Origin of the sequence: Sunxiuqinia dokdonensis (assembly GCF_001270965.1) — a bacterium.
In the GTDB taxonomy this organism is placed as follows: Bacteria; Bacteroidota; Bacteroidia; order Bacteroidales; family Prolixibacteraceae; genus Sunxiuqinia; species Sunxiuqinia dokdonensis.
Map to the genome: position 1 here is coordinate 39,917 of NZ_LGIA01000152.1, position 14,738 is coordinate 54,654.

General features: G+C 39.7%; 18 protein-coding genes and 1 pseudogene. 12 read left to right on the forward strand and 7 right to left on the reverse strand.

The annotated features are described in order from the left end of the window. Window positions 1–94: 94 nt before the first annotated feature. The 7 genes from NC99_RS10905 to NC99_RS10930 all read right to left on the reverse strand — a co-directional run bounded on the left by NC99_RS10905 (window position 95) and on the right by NC99_RS10930 (window position 3,518). Complete coding sequence (locus NC99_RS10905) at window positions 95–481, reverse strand: DUF302 domain-containing protein (RefSeq protein WP_053183563.1); 387 nt, start codon at window positions 479–481, stop codon at window positions 95–97. Between the two features lie 12 nt (window positions 482–493). Next, entirely contained in the window at window positions 494–1,003 is a 510-nt protein-coding gene (locus NC99_RS10910) for a hypothetical protein (protein ID WP_157624785.1), read from the reverse strand. 31 nt (window positions 1,004–1,034) lie between these two features. Then, window positions 1,035–1,292 carry a heavy metal-binding domain-containing protein gene (locus tag NC99_RS21895; protein WP_157624787.1) on the reverse strand — a complete coding sequence of 86 codons (258 nt, stop codon included), beginning with the start codon at window positions 1,290–1,292 and terminating at the stop codon, window positions 1,035–1,037. 94 nt (window positions 1,293–1,386) lie between these two features. Next, window positions 1,387–1,650, reverse strand: coding sequence for a helix-turn-helix domain-containing protein (locus NC99_RS22465; RefSeq protein WP_239684439.1), 264 nt, complete (start codon window positions 1,648–1,650; stop codon window positions 1,387–1,389). A gap of 299 nt (window positions 1,651–1,949) precedes the next feature. Beyond that, complete coding sequence (locus tag NC99_RS10920) at window positions 1,950–2,360, reverse strand: DUF3347 domain-containing protein (protein ID WP_053183567.1); 411 nt, start codon at window positions 2,358–2,360, stop codon at window positions 1,950–1,952. Window positions 2,361–2,368: 8 nt separating this feature from the next. Next, window positions 2,369–3,064 (reverse strand): class I SAM-dependent methyltransferase, encoded by a 696-nt coding sequence (locus NC99_RS10925; protein ID WP_053183568.1) that lies wholly within the window; start codon window positions 3,062–3,064, stop codon window positions 2,369–2,371. Window positions 3,065–3,176: 112 nt separating this feature from the next. After that, the gene (locus tag NC99_RS10930; RefSeq protein ID WP_053183570.1) at window positions 3,177–3,518 is read right to left on the reverse strand and encodes a P-II family nitrogen regulator; all 342 of its coding nucleotides are present in this window, start codon (window positions 3,516–3,518) and stop codon (window positions 3,177–3,179) included. Window positions 3,519–3,819: 301 nt separating this feature from the next. Between NC99_RS10930 and NC99_RS10935 the strand changes: the two genes are divergently transcribed. The 12 genes and pseudogenes from NC99_RS10935 to NC99_RS22470 all read left to right on the forward strand — a co-directional run. Then, window positions 3,820–4,236: an NADH-quinone oxidoreductase subunit A gene (locus tag NC99_RS10935; RefSeq protein ID WP_053183572.1), complete on the forward strand. Its 417-nt coding sequence runs from the start codon at window positions 3,820–3,822 to the stop codon at window positions 4,234–4,236. Beyond that, window positions 4,214–4,774, forward strand: coding sequence for a NuoB/complex I 20 kDa subunit family protein (locus NC99_RS10940; RefSeq protein ID WP_239684440.1), 561 nt, complete (start codon window positions 4,214–4,216; stop codon window positions 4,772–4,774). The genes NC99_RS10935 and NC99_RS10940 overlap by 23 nt, the downstream gene beginning before the upstream one ends. Before the next feature lie 12 nt (window positions 4,775–4,786). Next, on the forward strand, window positions 4,787–5,263 hold the full coding sequence (locus NC99_RS10945) for an NADH-quinone oxidoreductase subunit C (protein WP_053183575.1): 477 nt from the start codon (window positions 4,787–4,789) through the stop codon (window positions 5,261–5,263). Window positions 5,264–5,272: 9 nt separating this feature from the next. After that, the gene (locus NC99_RS10950; RefSeq protein ID WP_053183577.1) at window positions 5,273–6,424 is read left to right on the forward strand and encodes an NADH-quinone oxidoreductase subunit D; all 1,152 of its coding nucleotides are present in this window, start codon (window positions 5,273–5,275) and stop codon (window positions 6,422–6,424) included. A gap of 25 nt (window positions 6,425–6,449) precedes the next feature. Then, window positions 6,450–7,502, forward strand: coding sequence for an NADH-quinone oxidoreductase subunit NuoH (nuoH, locus tag NC99_RS10955; RefSeq protein WP_053183579.1), 1,053 nt, complete (start codon window positions 6,450–6,452; stop codon window positions 7,500–7,502). Between the two features lie 12 nt (window positions 7,503–7,514). Next, on the forward strand, window positions 7,515–8,081 hold the full coding sequence (locus NC99_RS10960; RefSeq protein WP_053183581.1) for a NuoI/complex I 23 kDa subunit family protein: 567 nt from the start codon (window positions 7,515–7,517) through the stop codon (window positions 8,079–8,081). A gap of 39 nt (window positions 8,082–8,120) precedes the next feature. Then, on the forward strand, window positions 8,121–8,624 hold the full coding sequence (locus tag NC99_RS10965) for an NADH-quinone oxidoreductase subunit J family protein (protein WP_053183582.1): 504 nt from the start codon (window positions 8,121–8,123) through the stop codon (window positions 8,622–8,624). Window positions 8,625–8,637: 13 nt separating this feature from the next. Next, entirely contained in the window at window positions 8,638–8,946 is a 309-nt protein-coding gene (nuoK, locus tag NC99_RS10970; RefSeq protein WP_053183584.1) for an NADH-quinone oxidoreductase subunit NuoK, read from the forward strand. Between the two features lie 20 nt (window positions 8,947–8,966). After that, window positions 8,967–11,111, forward strand: coding sequence for an NADH-quinone oxidoreductase subunit L (nuoL, locus tag NC99_RS10975; RefSeq protein WP_053183586.1), 2,145 nt, complete (start codon window positions 8,967–8,969; stop codon window positions 11,109–11,111). 18 nt (window positions 11,112–11,129) lie between these two features. Continuing rightward, window positions 11,130–12,758: a complex I subunit 4 family protein gene (locus NC99_RS10980; RefSeq protein ID WP_204374969.1), complete on the forward strand. Its 1,629-nt coding sequence runs from the start codon at window positions 11,130–11,132 to the stop codon at window positions 12,756–12,758. A gap of 38 nt (window positions 12,759–12,796) precedes the next feature. Next, window positions 12,797–14,305, forward strand: coding sequence for an NADH-quinone oxidoreductase subunit N (locus tag NC99_RS10985; RefSeq protein WP_053183588.1), 1,509 nt, complete (start codon window positions 12,797–12,799; stop codon window positions 14,303–14,305). A gap of 25 nt (window positions 14,306–14,330) precedes the next feature. Next, window positions 14,331–14,626: pseudogene (locus NC99_RS22470) on the forward strand (IS1595 family transposase); the annotation flags it as partial. Window positions 14,627–14,738: the final 112 nt, after the last annotated feature.

The following is a 14,738-nucleotide window of genomic DNA, read 5'->3' on the forward strand; positions in this document are numbered from 1 at the left end:
GGCAGCGACAAGAATAAGCCTAATTGTTCACCACCTGCTTATGCCAAAATTCATCCTCAAAATCCATGCATTTTGTCCCCCTTTATCTTTAAAATTAAAGTGAGGCGATAACCTTTTCAAGTTTTGTCTTAATCTCTCCTGCAATACCTGCAAGCTGTTTATTATCAACAGCCATCATAGAGGCTACTGGGTTAACGGCTGCAATCTCCACCAGGTTTTCTCCAATTTCCTGCACAATTACATTGCACGGAAGCATGGTCCCAATCTTATCTTCGTACTGAAGTGCCTTATAAGCATTGGGCGGGTTACAGGCCCCAAGGATTCTATATTTCCTGAAATCAACATCCAGTTTTTCTTTTAACTTTTGTTGAATATCAATTTCGGAAAGTACCCCAAAACCTTCTGTTTTTAATGCTTCTGTTACTAGCTCTACCGCCCGGTCAAAATTTGCCGTAATTGTTTTATTGATATAATATGCCATGATTGATAATTTTTAATGGTCATGATTGTCGTGATTTGATTTTTCTTTCGTGTTCATCATTTTCCCGTCGGGATCCATCGTGCCTTTTTCTTTCATTTTCTGCATGCACATCTTCATCATTTCGGGATGTTCTGTCATCATGTTGATCATCTGATTACGCATGACAGTGTCTTTTTTGCACATTTCCATCATATTTCCCATCATTTTTTGCATCATTTCAGGATTGTCTTTCATCATCTCCATCATTTGATGCTCATCATTTTTATGCATCATACCACTTTCCTTCGATTCGATTTTTTTCATTTGGTGGTTTTCTGTATTACGCATCATCATCGCACCATGTTCATTTTCCTTTGCCACTTGCATGAAATCCATCATTAGCTGGTGGTCTTCAGCAATGGCGTTAAAAATCTCCGTACGAGTTTTCTGGTTATCAAGTAAGCTTTTCACATCGGTATTTTGGCCGTTTACGTTGAAAACCAAAACTGTAAGCATCGTAATAAAAATTGTTATTGTTTTCATGATATTAAATTTTAAATGATTAATAAATTTCTTAGCAGCATCCGTGTGAATGACCGTGTGAATCTTTACCGCTGTCAACAGCAACTAGTTTCATATTGCAAACCGGGCAGTTTCCTGGGGTATTATAGGTTCTGTCACCTTCGCATTTCATGGGGCATTGGTAAACAGTGCCAGACATTGTCTTATCCTTATGCACAGGTTGATGTATATCCTGCTTCGTTTTGTACACCGTTTGTGATGTATTCTGGCTACTTTTTCCTTTTGAAAACAAATCTTTTAACTTTTTCATGATTCCTTTCTTTAAGTTTATAGTGCAAATTTACAGGATATTCATTGCTAATATGTTACATTATTTTTTGAATAATTTACAAAATTTAATGAATTCATACGTCGTTAAGCGAACTCCGCTTTTGTTCTTTAAGATTTTTAAAATACGAGAGGCTAAAACCTGTAACTTTTTTAAACTGCCCTGACAGATGCGCTACACTGCTGTACCCCAGCTCCCAGGCAATTTCGCTCAGGTTCTTTTGGTCGTATACGATTAACTCTTTTACCCTCTCAACCTTAAGGTTTATAAGATACTTTTCAATTGTTGTACCCTCAACCGAAGAAAAAAACGAACTTAAATATGGGTAATCAAGATTCATTTTTTCCGATAGATAATCAGAAAAGTTGTGCTTTTCTTCCCACTTTTTCTGAAAAATAAAATCAATTGCCGCCGTTTTAATTTGCTCGATTAGTATTCTTTGTGAATTGTTGATAATCTCGAAGCCGACATCTTTCAACTTATTGTCAATTTTTTTTTAGAGTTGTGTCGTTAACTTCGTCGTTTGTTTCAACATTCCCCAATTGAACATTTTTGACTTGAATACCTGCTTCCAGAAATATCTGATTGACCACCATAATACATTGGTTGCAAACCATATTTTTAATCGAGCTTTTCATATCATAATTCCTCTTTTATTTCGCCACACGAAAGCATTTTCTCTCCAAAATATGGGTTTTTGATTTCCTTGTTTTGACTTATCCAATAAGCTCCTTCGTTGTTAAAAGCCATAGGGAAGAAAGCGACAAAAAGATTACCCTGCTTCAACCCGAAGCTTTTGATAGTACAATACATAATTTCTGAAATATGGCTGAAGTATGGACGTTTTTTTTCAAGGCCTGCAATATGCTGCATCTCTTTCAGCTTGGTTTCATACAACGTTTTGTGGTTTTGCCACGCTTCCAGCCCTTTGCCGTCTAGTTGTGACGGAACCACTGCCGATACTTTTTCAGCCATCACTCCGACGGATTTATTCACAGCTTCTTCATCGTCTTTTACCAATGCATCTTTTCTCTGCAAATAGGCATTCATAACTCAATTTATTTTAGACTTTTTTCTCCTGTTGCAATATATGTTGAGCCAAAATAATATTCTTTGAACGTAATTAGTTTAAGATATTTTTCCAGGGATTCCCATGCATGGCGCTCTTTCATAATATATGTTCCGCCGAAAGGTTTGATAAATAGTAAAACCATAAATTTTGCAAACCAATCCGACCATCCATCAGGCTTTTTAAAATCGAGAATGACAAATTTTCCGCCTTTGTCAAGAGAATAGGCACCTTTGCTTATTATTGAATCATATTCAGGAATCAACGTTACAGCATAAGAAGAAATAATCCCGTTAATATCTTTTGGGAATTGATATTGTGCCGCATCGCTTTGAATCAAAGTAACATTTTTCCACTTTTTTTCTTCGACTTGCTTTTCGGCAATTTTCAGCATATCAGCAGACAAATCCACACCAATTATTTTACCTTTAGAACCAACAGCATTTTGAAGATGTGGAAAATTTAGGCCGGTACCACAACATAAATCAACAGCAGTATCTCCCTTTCTTAGATTAAGGGCCTCAACGGCTTTCATCCTGTAAAAATTCACCCTCCATCCGATGAGATTAAAGAGTTTAACGCTGTAATTATATGCAGGAGCCCTTTTATGATATATTTCTTTTATCTTTTCTTTATTCATTTCTTCAGTTAAAATTGGTAAATACCGGTTCCCACTCCTTTTCATACATGTACTTTTGCCTATGAATTGAAATTCATTTCATCGATTTTGCTCACACAGGCAAGGCTCAAACAAGTTCGGTTTTGCTCTCACATAATCGCAAACATTCACCAGAACTTTAGACTGACAGGATACCTTTCTCGTCGGTTCTAACTTTATAAACTTCCTCTACCGGCGATACCATAATCATCCCGTCTCCCCGGTAGCCTGTCCTTCCGTTTTTCCGAATCAGGTCAATGACCGGATGTACATGTTCATCCGCAGCTAAAATTTCAAGTTTGATGACCCGATATGCATCCGCGAAAGGGTATTTGGCACTGATGTGTTCTTTTTCATGGTCTGAATACTGGCCGGTGCCTTCACATTCAACAAGGGTCATACAGCAATAGCCGGCCTGATTAAGGGCTTTGTAAACATCTTCTACCATCCGGTATCTGATATACGCTTTGATTAGTCTCATAATATGAAGATTTTAAAATTCAACAATAATTTAAAGATACTGAATCCCTGATGTTTATCTATTACACAATTCAAGGTAAAACTTACATGATTTTCTGGTTTTCAGTATTTTTTATCAACTTCTTAAATTGACGCAGGGAATGCCCGGTTACCGTTTTAAATTCGCAGCAGTCCTAACTAATAATATTTTTATCCGTTAAAGTGTGAGATTGCCCTGGAGTTTGCCCTGTCAGAATTGGGAAATTCTCAATTAATAATTTAATTTTAGCTGTTTTAATCGATAAAAGAAGATAAAGGAGAATATGATTTCAGAATACGGAATTATTTTGTTGTATGTTATCCTTGGTTTTATATTTGTGGGAATTGCGCTGGCACTCTCGGCAATTATCCGGCCAAGTCATCCAAACCCAGTTAAAAATTCAACTTATGAATGCGGGGAAATACCGATAGGCGAACCTTGGATTAAATTTAACGTGCGGTTTTATGTTATCGCATTGGTTTTTTTATTGTTTGAAGTCGAAATCGTTTTTTTGCTCCCATGGGCAATGGTATTTAAACAATTGGGATGGTTTGCATTTATAGAGATGATTGTATTTGTAGTGATTCTTTTTACAGGATTCGTCTATGTTTGGGCAAAAGGCGACCTGGATTGGGAAAAACCAAGGCCGCATATTCCGAAACTGGAAGACCTGGTAATTGGCAAAAAGCAAAAGCAGTAGAAAGATGGGGTTATTAAACAGATTGGACGATCCCTATGAAGGTGGGGGAATAGTATTAGGAAAAATTGAAGATATACTAAACTGGGGAAGGAGCAAATCGAATTGGTACCTTCATTTCGGCCTGGCCTGTTGTGCCATTGAATTTATGGCCATGAATGCTTCGCACTTTGATTTTATGCGGTTTGGCACTATTCCCAGGACAAGTCCGCGACAAGCCGATTTTATCATGATTACCGGTACCGTTACTTTCAAAATGGCCGAAAGGATTAAAATTCTTTATGAACAAATGGCTGAACCTAAATATGTCATATCCGTCGGGTCGTGTTCAAATTGCGGTGGGCCATATTGGGAACACGGCTATCACGTGCTTAAAGGCGTCGATAAAATAATACCTGTCGATGTTTATATCCCCGGCTGTCCACCCAGGCCAGAGGCATTTCAAGAGGGAATGATCAAATTGCAAAAGAAAATCAACGAACAGGCTATTTTCAATAAAAGAAAAAGGTTGAAGAAAGAACAAAGCGACGATAATAAATAATTTGCAGTAAAGATGTTGACAAACGAAATATTCGAAAAACTGAAATCGGAATTTGGCGAAAATATTCTCGAATGCAACGATCAGCAACCGGTCGATCATTTTATAGTAGTCAAGTCGGAAAAATTATTTGAGATATGCCACACATTGCGCGACGATGACGATTTTCTCTTTGATTACCTGATGAGCCTTAGCGGCATGGATTTGAACGAGAATTTAGGCGTCGTCTATCATCTGTATTCCATGAAACTAAAACATAAACTTGTATTAAAAGTTATGGTTCCCAAGACCGATCCAAAAACGCCTTCCGTTGAAAGGATATGGAGAACTGCCGACTGGCATGAAAGGGAAGCGTATGATCTTATGGGAATAGAGTTTACAGGGCACCATAATCTCATCAGGATATTGTGCCCTTACGATTGGGAGGGGCATCCGTTGCGAAAAGATTATCAAACGCCAGAATCGTATCATGGAATGAAAACATCTTCTTAAAATCGGGTTATGGGTGAATTAAAAAGGTTGGATCTTGAATATAATCAGTTGACATCGGATAAAATGAGGCTCAACGTTGGGCCTCAGCACCCATCAACACACGGAGTGCTCAGGCTTGAAGTCGTGGTTGACGGTGAAATCGTTACCGAAGTTATTCCTCACCTTGGTTATTTACACCGAAGTTTTGAAAAGTATTGTGAACAAATGACATATGTGCAAGTCATTCCTTACATTGACAGGATGGATTACATTTCTGCCATGAATAATGAATGGGTATATGTGATGGGAATGGAAAAACTGATGGGGCTCAAGGTTTCTGACAAAGTTGAATATATCCGTGTAATCCTGGCCGAACTGAACAGGATTGCCAACCACCAAATTGCAGTGGCCACCTTTGGGCTCGATGCAGGAGCCTTCACCCCGTTTCTCTATTATTTCAGGGACAGGGAACACATCATCTGGGTGTTCGAGAAACTTTCGGGGGCAAGGTTACTTTATAACTATTTCAGGGTTGGCGGGTTGGCAGCCGATATATATGACGGCTTCAAGGAAGACTGCCTGAACATTGTGAAAAGAGTGAGGAAAACAAATGAAGAGCTAATGGATCTGTTGATACTTAACGGCATTTTTATCAAAAGAACGGCCAACGTAGGCATTTTGCCGCCGGATGTTGCCATCAGTTATGCCTGTAGCGGGCCGGTCTTAAGAGGTTCAGGCATCAAATACGACCTGCGGAAAGACGAACCCTATTCTATTTATGACAGGTTCGATTTTGATATACCGGTTGGCGACGGGGAAGTCGGTGTCCCGGGTGACTGCTGGAACAGGAATATTGTGAGGGTAAGGGAAATGGAACAGTCGTGCAGGATCATTGAGCAGGCCCTTGAACAAATGGACATGGAAGGCGATGTTAAGGAACTGGTCCCGAGAAGGGTAAAGCCGCCAGCAGGGGAAGTGTACATGCGGGCAGAAAACCCAAAAGGCGACCTTGGATTATACATTGTAAGCGATGGCACCGACAAACCTGAACGGATAAAAGCCAGGGGAACGAGTTTCGTCAATCTTTCAGTCATACCTGAGATTTCGAAAGGATATATGTTTGCCGACCTTATTTTGATATTGGGAAGCATTGACATTGTGCTCGGTGAGGTTGACAGATGATTTATTTAACAACAGGCTGTAAAAGATGGAGAGCATTAATTTTTTATATGAATTGTTAGGCAAAAACGCGTTGACAATAACCCTTGTGGTGATATTGCCTTTGGGTTTTGTTTTGATATATGCCCTGGTGGCGATACTCGCCGAACTGAAAACGTCGGCGTGGATACAGGAACGGTTAGGGCCGATGAGAACCGGTCCATGGGGTATTCTGCAACCGGTTGCTGAGGTGATAAAACTTATTCAGAAAGAGGATATTACTCCAGCCAAAGCTGATAAGCTGCTTTATAATGCCGCTCCGTTTATCGTATTCACAGGTGCTTATTCGGCATTTGCGGTAATCCCGTTCAGCGAATATTTTGCGCCGTCGCGTATCGATCTGGGGCTGTTTTATATATTTGCCGTGGGTTCCATCAGCGCGCTGGGTATCGTTATGGGAGGTTGGGCATCCAACAACAAATATTCTATGATGGGCGCCATGCGTTCCGTTGCACAGCTTATCAGTTATGAAGTGCCGGCAGCCATCGCCATCCTGTCAATTGTCGTTTTGACGTCAACCATGAATTTGCAGGAAATCAACAAGTTGCAAACGGGGTGGTTTTGGAATTGGTTTTTGTTTGGCGGGCCGGGCACATTGGCAAAATGGTGGATTGTTCCGTTTACCATTATTCTTTGTATGATATATTTTATAGCCGCTTTGGCAGAAACCAACAGGTTACCGTTTGATATTCCCGAAGGCGAATCGGAGTTGGTCGCCGGATTTCATACCGAATACAGCGGGATCAAGTTTGCTATGTTTTTCTTTGCCGAATACGCCTATATGTTTGTTGTAGCAGCAATACTCACAACTGTTTTTCTTGGTGGGTGGAATTCACCATTCGGCAACTTGATGCAAGGGCCCGGCTGGGGTGTGTTCTGGTTTATCTTTAAAGGCTTTTCCGTGGTGATGGTCCAGATATGGATCAGGTGGACACTGCCAAGGTTCAGAGTCGATCAATTGATGTACCTCGGGTGGAAGATCCTTCTGCCTATATCATTTGTGTGTTTTTTAATAATCAGTTTATATGTAATGTTGAAATAGGATTGACAGAAGATGGTTCAATATTTTAAAACAATATGGTCAGGAATAGCTACTACATTTACAGGGATGAAAATCACCCTGAAACATTTGTTTACAAAAAAGGTCACTATCCAATATCCCGATGAGAATTTTCCTTTACCCGAAACTGCAAGAAACAGACTGTTCATGGAAATGACAAAATGTATCGGTTGCAAGAATTGCGCGAAAATATGTCCGGTTAATTGCATCGATATAGAAACAATTAAAGTTTCGCCGGAAGATCCGCATAAGGAATTACATCGAAATGGAAAAGAGAGAAAGCTGTGGGTGCCAACATTTGAGATAGATTTTGCCAAATGTTGCTATTGCGGGCTGTGTACAGAGGTTTGTCCGACAGATGCCATTATACATACTAAAGAATTCGAATATTCGGAATATAACAGGGAAAATTTAGTTTATAAATTCCATACACTCACACCCGAACAAACCGAAGAAAAAAGAAGGTTGCTCGAAGAGCTTGACGCTAAAAAAGAAAAAGAGAAAAAACAGGATGAAAATAAACCGGGAAACAAAGAGACACCGGGGGAAAAGAGGGAATAAAAAACGATTTACGGAATTGACGAAAATTAATAAACATATATGGATTTAATAACAATAACATTCTATTTTTTGGCTACCCTAACCATCGTTTTCAGTGGCATTGTCGTCTTCTCGAAAAATATTATGCATTCCGCTTTTGCACTGCTTTTTACCCTATTTGGAGTAGCAGGCCTGTATGTTCTGCTTAGCGCTGATTTTTTGGCCATTACCCAACTCATGCTTTATATCGGCGGTATTTTGGTGCTGATAATTTTTGGGGTTGTGCTTACATCGAGAATTACCGGGATTGATGTCAGAGCGGGCTCGCTGGGGAAAATACAGTTATTTGCGGCAGTCATAATTACCGTTGTAATTGCTGCATCACTAATATGGATGTTTAAGTCGACAAAATGGTATATGGCCGAAATGAAAGAGGTTAATTCCACGGTTCGTCAAATAGGAAACGAATTGTTGACCAATTATCTCCTTGCTTTTGAAGCCGCTTCTATGTTGCTTCTGTTAGCAATTGTGGGAGCCGCGCTCATTGCCAGAAAAAAACATTAAAACCTGAAAGATTATGCATATAGGCCTGGTTCATTATTTAGTTGTAAGCGCATTGTTGTTTTCCATGGGATTATTCGCAATAATCTCAAGGAAACATGCGATTTTGGTTCTCATGGGGATAGAACTTGTGCTCAATGCCGCGAATATTAATTTTATTGCATTTGCAAAATATGGCGGTATGAATATTGAGGGTCACGTGGCTGCTATTTTTGTGATTATACTGGCTGCGACAGAAGCAGCAATCGCATTGGCCATAATTTTAAATATATATCAACACTTCAGGCATGTGAATGTTGATGAGGTGGACGATCTGAAAGAATAATTCTTATTGTTTGAAATAATATGACAAAAGATACATTGCTGCTCAGTTTTATCGTACTGCTCATCCCGATGGCAAGTTTCCTGATCAACATTTTTTTTGGAAACAAATTGGGAAGAAAAAGCGGAATAGTCGGAACTTTTATACTTGGAATCGATTTGGCATTGGCCATTGTTGCAGCATATAATAAGTTGTTTGTTTTTTCGGAAGAACCGGTCATCCAGACCAGGATTGAATGGTTTAATCTGGGAACAGTAAATTTTGATATCGGGATTGGTATCGATAACATTGCCACTATTATGCTCGTCGTGGTAACGCTCATCAGTTTTCTGGTGCACCTGTTTTCCACGGTGTATATGAAAGGTGACAGGCGTTATCCTACTTACTTCGCCTACCTGGGACTTTTCACATTTTCAATGCTTGGAATCGTTATTACCAACAATTTCCTTTTAATGTATATTTTTTGGGAATTGGTTGGGATAAGTTCTTACCTGTTAATAGGTTTTTGGTATGAAAAGGGCTCCGCGGCCAACGCCGGGAAAAAAGCTTTTATCACAAACCGCATCGGGGATCTTGGTTTTTTCATCGGCATTATGATTTTGTTTTTCACCTATAATTCTTTCATGTTCGATGATATTTTTTCTGGAATCGCATCGGGCAAAATGCCATTCAATAATCCAACGATGTTGACGGTTACGGGAATTTGCATTTTCATGGGCGCCATCGGGAAATCTGCACAGTTTCCATTACATGTTTGGCTTCCCGATGCCATGGAAGGCCCCACACCCGTTTCTGCATTGATTCATGCAGCAACCATGGTGGCTGCGGGGGTTTATCTCGTTACTAAGGTGTTTGTGATGTTCACGGCCGATGCGCTGACATTTATTGCACTCACGGGAGCTATCACGGCATTCATGTCAGCATCTATCGCCCTTGTCCAGAGAGACTTTAAAAAGATCCTTGCATTTTCTACCATCAGCCAGTTGGGATATATGATCATGTCTCTTGGGGTAGGAGGTTACACAAATGGTTTTTTTCATTTGGTTACGCATGCGTGGTTTAAAGCTGCGTTATTCCTTACAGCGGGTTCGGTTATCTATGCCATGCATGAGTCAATTCATCATAAGAACGATCATCATACGGATGCCCAGGACATATACAATATGGGAGGATTGCGAAAAACCATGCCGTGGACTTACCTGACTTTTATGATCGCTACATTTGCCTTGTCAGGCATACCTTTTACCTCTGGTTTTTTAAGTAAAGATGGTATTCTGGCAGGCACCCTTGCCTATGCGAACCTGACCGGTGGGTGGCATTGGGTGATTCCCGTATTAGGCTATTTGGCAGCAGGAATGACAGCTTTTTATATGTTCAGGTTAACAATCCTGGCTTTTCATGGAGAACATAAGACCGAGATTGCCAGGAATACAAAAGAAAACAAATTACCCATATTATTTCCTCTGGTGTTACTGGCGTGTTTGTCGTTCTGGTTTGTTTATTCCTCCAATCCATTCGAAGCTTCGGAAGGTTGGTTTCAGGAAAAGGTAGTTCAGCCTGTATCTGTTGTCCCCGAAACCAGTCAATGGAAATTTTTATTGCCGGAAATGGCGGAAGGACAAGCTCATAATCAGGGCGATAATCCCGAAAATAGCGATGTGGTGCAGGCAAGCCCGGAAAATACCTACTTAAACCGTTTCCACGAAGAATCGCATCATTTCCACTACCTTGCAATGGGAATCTCCTTATTCATGGCAGCTCTTGGGATAATGCTCGCATTCATGATGTATAAATTCAAAATTATTAACGCAGGCAAACTGGAAGTAAGGTTTAAATTTTTGCATTCATTTCTCTATAATAGATGGTATTTTGATGAACTTTATCAAGCAACAGCGATTGTAGGAACACTTGCATTGTCAAAATCATTGTCATGGTTTGACACTTATATTGTAGATGGTTTGGTTAACCTTAGTTCCTATATAATAAGATTTGTAAGCCGTTTAACAGGCCTTTTCGACAATTATGTTATTGATGGGGCTGTTAATATGGCTTCAACGTTTACCGGTTATTGTGGGAGTAAAATTAGAAAGCTGCAAACGGGTAAAGTGCAGGCATATATTGTGTTCATGCTTTTGGGAATATTAACAATGATATACTTTTTTGTATAAATTTTAAAAACAGGTTATATGCAAGGGGCAATAAACTTTCCGATTTTAACATTGATCACTTTCCTTCCGGCTTTGGGAATTCTTATAATATTGTTAATCCCTTCAGGAAAGGACAAAGAAGCAATTGATCTTTCGAAAAAAACAATAAAATGGGTGAGTTTGGGGATTACATTTATTCAGCTAATCCTCGCAGCGATAATTTATGTTTTCTACAATTCTGCTAAAACAGGGATAAACGATATAAATACCTTCCAGTTTGTTGAGAAAGTAAACTGGATACATGCAAATTTGCCGCTTATAGGGAACATTGACATTGATTATTTCCTGGGGATTGACGGAATAAGTGTTCCAATGCTCCTCCTTACAACAATAATTTGTTTTGTAGCAATATTGCCGTCATTTAAAATCACGAAAGCAGTGAAGGGTTATTTTGCCATGTATCTGCTGCTTGATTTGGGAATGGTCGGAGTTTTTTGTGCCCTGGATTTCTTTTTATTTTACGTCTTCTGGGAGTTGATGTTGCTGCCTATGTATTTTCTGATCGGTATTTGGGGTGGACCGCGCAAAGAGTATGCAGCCATCAAGTTTTTTATATACACATTGGTCGGCAGTGTATTAATGCTTTTGGTAATGATTGGACTTTTTCAGAGCGTAGGTACATTTAACATCCTCGATATGATGGATCCTGCCAATTTTAAAGCGGGAGCTATTTTAAGCGGGTCGGCAACCACGTTAAGGTACGCCGCGTTTTTGGCTTTGTTTATCGGCTTTGCCATTAAAGTTCCATTGTTCCCGTTCCATACATGGTTGCCGGATGCCCACGTTGAAGCGCCTACACCCATATCGGTGATTTTGGCCGGTGTGTTATTGAAAATGGGCGCCTATGGTATGATCAGAATTGCTTTTCCGATATTCCCGGAGGCATTTGGATACTTCCAAAGCCTGATTGCCTGGATTGGCATGATCAGTATTCTTTACGGAGCTTTATGTGCATTAGGGCAACACCGGGTTGGAAAAAGAGACTTGAAAAAATTGATTGCCTATTCGTCGATCAGCCACATGGGGCTTGTGATGCTGGGATTGTCTTCCATGAGGCCGGAAGGTATGGTTGGGGCCATCTTCCAGATGTTCAACCACGGTACAATAACTGCCATGTTGTTTATGATTGTCGGCGTCATTTATGACAGGGCACATACCCGCGGATTAGACGATTTTGGTGGTTTGGCGAAAAAAATGCCTGTTTACACTGGGATCATGGCGATTGCTTTTTTCGCGGCCATTGGATTGCCTGGATTAAGTGGATTTATTTCGGAAGTGCTGGTTTTCCTGGGGGCATTCAAAACATTCCCGGTATTGACGGCCGTTTCTGTTTTGAGTATTATTTTAGGTGCCGGGTATATGCTTTGGGCCCTGCAAAAAATATTTTTCGGTGAGTTACCCAATAAATGGAAAGGCCCATGGGACCCGACAGGGATAGAATATAAAACAGATGATATCAACGGGTTGGAATTAACCGCACTCATACCGCTTGCTGTTATAATCATTTTTCTCGGAATTTATCCAAATCCTATGATTGATTTAATTTCAGGATCAGTGAATCATTTTATTGATTTGATGAAACCGTTTGTATTTATCGGCGGGTTATAGTAAATAATGTTGCAGGCTTCTAATATTTTTAACAAATTATGACAGATTTATCTACTTATACTACAGACCTGATAAAAAGTTTTGAATTTTTCAAACCGGAAACAACATTGACGGCCACCATTATTCTGACAATTATTTTTGATCTCATTTTTAAAAAATCAAAACACATATCGGGTTACGTTGCAATTATTGGAATCGTGATTGCGGGGATATTTCTTCACCAACAAACCGGAGTTGAATACAAAGCATTCGCTAACCTTCTGGTAATTGATGATTTCGGAGTTTTCATGAAGTATATTATTTTGCTGTCAAGTTTGATTATCATCATATTTACTTTCTACTCCAAAGAACTTCACCCAGGCAAACCAAGGCTTGGGGAGTATTTCACTCTGATGATGGGTATGACCCTAGGGATGTTTCTTCTGGTGGGGTCGGCCAATCTCATCATGATATATCTCTCTATCGAAATCATGAGCATTAGTTCATACGTGCTGGCCGGCTACACGAAGGAAATAAAACGTGCATCAGAAGCATCATTGAAATATGTTATTTTCGGTGCTGCATCAACGGGTATTATGCTTTATGGAATTTCAATTCTTTTTGGGTTAACCGGAAGTTTGAACCTGTTCAATATAAATCAATATATTGCTTCCGGGAATGTCGATGATATGCCCTTGTTTGTTTCCAGTTTGATGATTGTCGCCGGATTTGGATATAAAATATCGGCTGTTCCATTTCATTTTTGGACACCCGATGTTTACGAGGGCGCACCTGTCACCATCACTGCTTATTTATCGGTTGCCTCAAAGGCTGCGGGTTTTGCGGTATTGCTAAGGTTTTTTAAGACCGGTCTGGTAGATCCTTCTTCAGGGACATTGGAAACCTGGAATTTAATTGGGAATATCGATTGGCGTTATGTATTGATCGTTATATCGATTCTGACCATGACGCTGGGCAACCTGGTTGCGGTTTGGCAAAACAATATGAAAAGGCTGTTGGCCTATTCAAGTATAGCTCATGCAGGCTATATGTTAATGGCCGTTGCGGTGTTGAACGACAACGGAGCGACAGCAGTACTGATTTACTTCTTTTTTTATATGCTGATGAATCTGGGCGCATTCTTTATTGTTCAATTGATAGCCAATAAACTGGATACCGAGGATATTGATGATTATGCCGGGCTGGGCTTTCGATCGCCTGTTCTCGGGGTTTGTCTAACGATTTTCCTGATTTCACTGACAGGTTTACCGCCTACTGCAGGTTTTATCGGAAAACTATATGTATTTACTTCGGTGATTAATGCAGGATTTGTATGGCTGGCTGTAATTGGAGTTGTCAATAGTGTAATTTCACTTTACTACTATATTAAAGTGGTGAGAAATATGTACCTGAGACAAAATGAACATTTCCAAAGTAAGCTTACTTATTCCCCCACGGAGATATTGATTGTGCTTATGTTGGCAATCCCAACCCTGTTTTTCGGTGTTTATTTTACGCCAATTGTAGAATGGGCTAATCTTTCCGTAAATATTTTGGTGAACAAGTAGTAAAAATCATTGGATGGTAATGTACACTGATTTGCGGAAAGGGCATCGCCCCTTGATGGATCAATACAATGTCTCACAAATAGAAAGCGATGGCGGCATGAATTTCAAGGCTCTACACACCATTATACATCAAGTGAAGTCATGGTTACGGACAACTTACTAACTTACTCATGGGTGAGTGAATTCCACATCAATAGATATCTGAATGAATTTTACTATCGCATAAATCATTCGCAGATGACAGAAAATATCTTCTTCAATAATATCCCGCAAATGGTAGCTGCCGGCAAAATTTATCAGACCTGTTTAATTGGGAGATAACTACTGACCTCTGTTAGTTTTAATTGATGTATGAATATTATCTAGTCGTCCCTGAAAAAGTTTTCAATAGGGGGATAAAAAAAAAAAAAAAAAAAAGAAAAAAAAATTTTTT

Excerpts from the sequence above, each read along its gene's own strand:
- NC99_RS10930 (WP_053183570.1), bottom strand. The coding sequence starts at position 3,518 with ATGAGACTAATCAAAGCGTATATCAGATACCGGATGGTAGAAGATGTT.
- NC99_RS10905 (WP_053183563.1), bottom strand. The coding sequence starts at position 481 with ATGGCATATTATATCAATAAAACAATTACGGCAAATTTTGACCGGGCG.
- NC99_RS10935 (WP_053183572.1), top strand. The coding sequence starts at position 3,820 with ATGATTTCAGAATACGGAATTATTTTGTTGTATGTTATCCTTGGTTTT.
- NC99_RS10965 (WP_053183582.1), top strand. The coding sequence starts at position 8,121 with ATGGATTTAATAACAATAACATTCTATTTTTTGGCTACCCTAACCATC.
- nuoL (WP_053183586.1), top strand. The coding sequence starts at position 8,967 with ATGACAAAAGATACATTGCTGCTCAGTTTTATCGTACTGCTCATCCCG.
- NC99_RS10950 (WP_053183577.1), top strand. The coding sequence starts at position 5,273 with ATGGGTGAATTAAAAAGGTTGGATCTTGAATATAATCAGTTGACATCG.
- NC99_RS10910 (WP_157624785.1), bottom strand. The coding sequence starts at position 1,003 with ATGAAAACAATAACAATTTTTATTACGATGCTTACAGTTTTGGTTTTC.
- NC99_RS10960 (WP_053183581.1), top strand. The coding sequence starts at position 7,515 with ATGGTTCAATATTTTAAAACAATATGGTCAGGAATAGCTACTACATTT.
- NC99_RS10945 (WP_053183575.1), top strand. The coding sequence starts at position 4,787 with ATGTTGACAAACGAAATATTCGAAAAACTGAAATCGGAATTTGGCGAA.
- NC99_RS22465 (WP_239684439.1), bottom strand. The coding sequence starts at position 1,650 with ATGAATCTTGATTACCCATATTTAAGTTCGTTTTTTTCTTCGGTTGAG.
- nuoK (WP_053183584.1), top strand. The coding sequence starts at position 8,638 with ATGCATATAGGCCTGGTTCATTATTTAGTTGTAAGCGCATTGTTGTTT.
- nuoH (WP_053183579.1), top strand. The coding sequence starts at position 6,450 with ATGGAGAGCATTAATTTTTTATATGAATTGTTAGGCAAAAACGCGTTG.
- NC99_RS10980 (WP_204374969.1), top strand. The coding sequence starts at position 11,130 with ATGCAAGGGGCAATAAACTTTCCGATTTTAACATTGATCACTTTCCTT.
- NC99_RS21895 (WP_157624787.1), bottom strand. The coding sequence starts at position 1,292 with ATGAAAAAGTTAAAAGATTTGTTTTCAAAAGGAAAAAGTAGCCAGAAT.
- NC99_RS10925 (WP_053183568.1), bottom strand. The coding sequence starts at position 3,064 with ATGAAAAGGAGTGGGAACCGGTATTTACCAATTTTAACTGAAGAAATG.
- NC99_RS10920 (WP_053183567.1), bottom strand. The coding sequence starts at position 2,360 with ATGAATGCCTATTTGCAGAGAAAAGATGCATTGGTAAAAGACGATGAA.
- NC99_RS10985 (WP_053183588.1), top strand. The coding sequence starts at position 12,797 with ATGACAGATTTATCTACTTATACTACAGACCTGATAAAAAGTTTTGAA.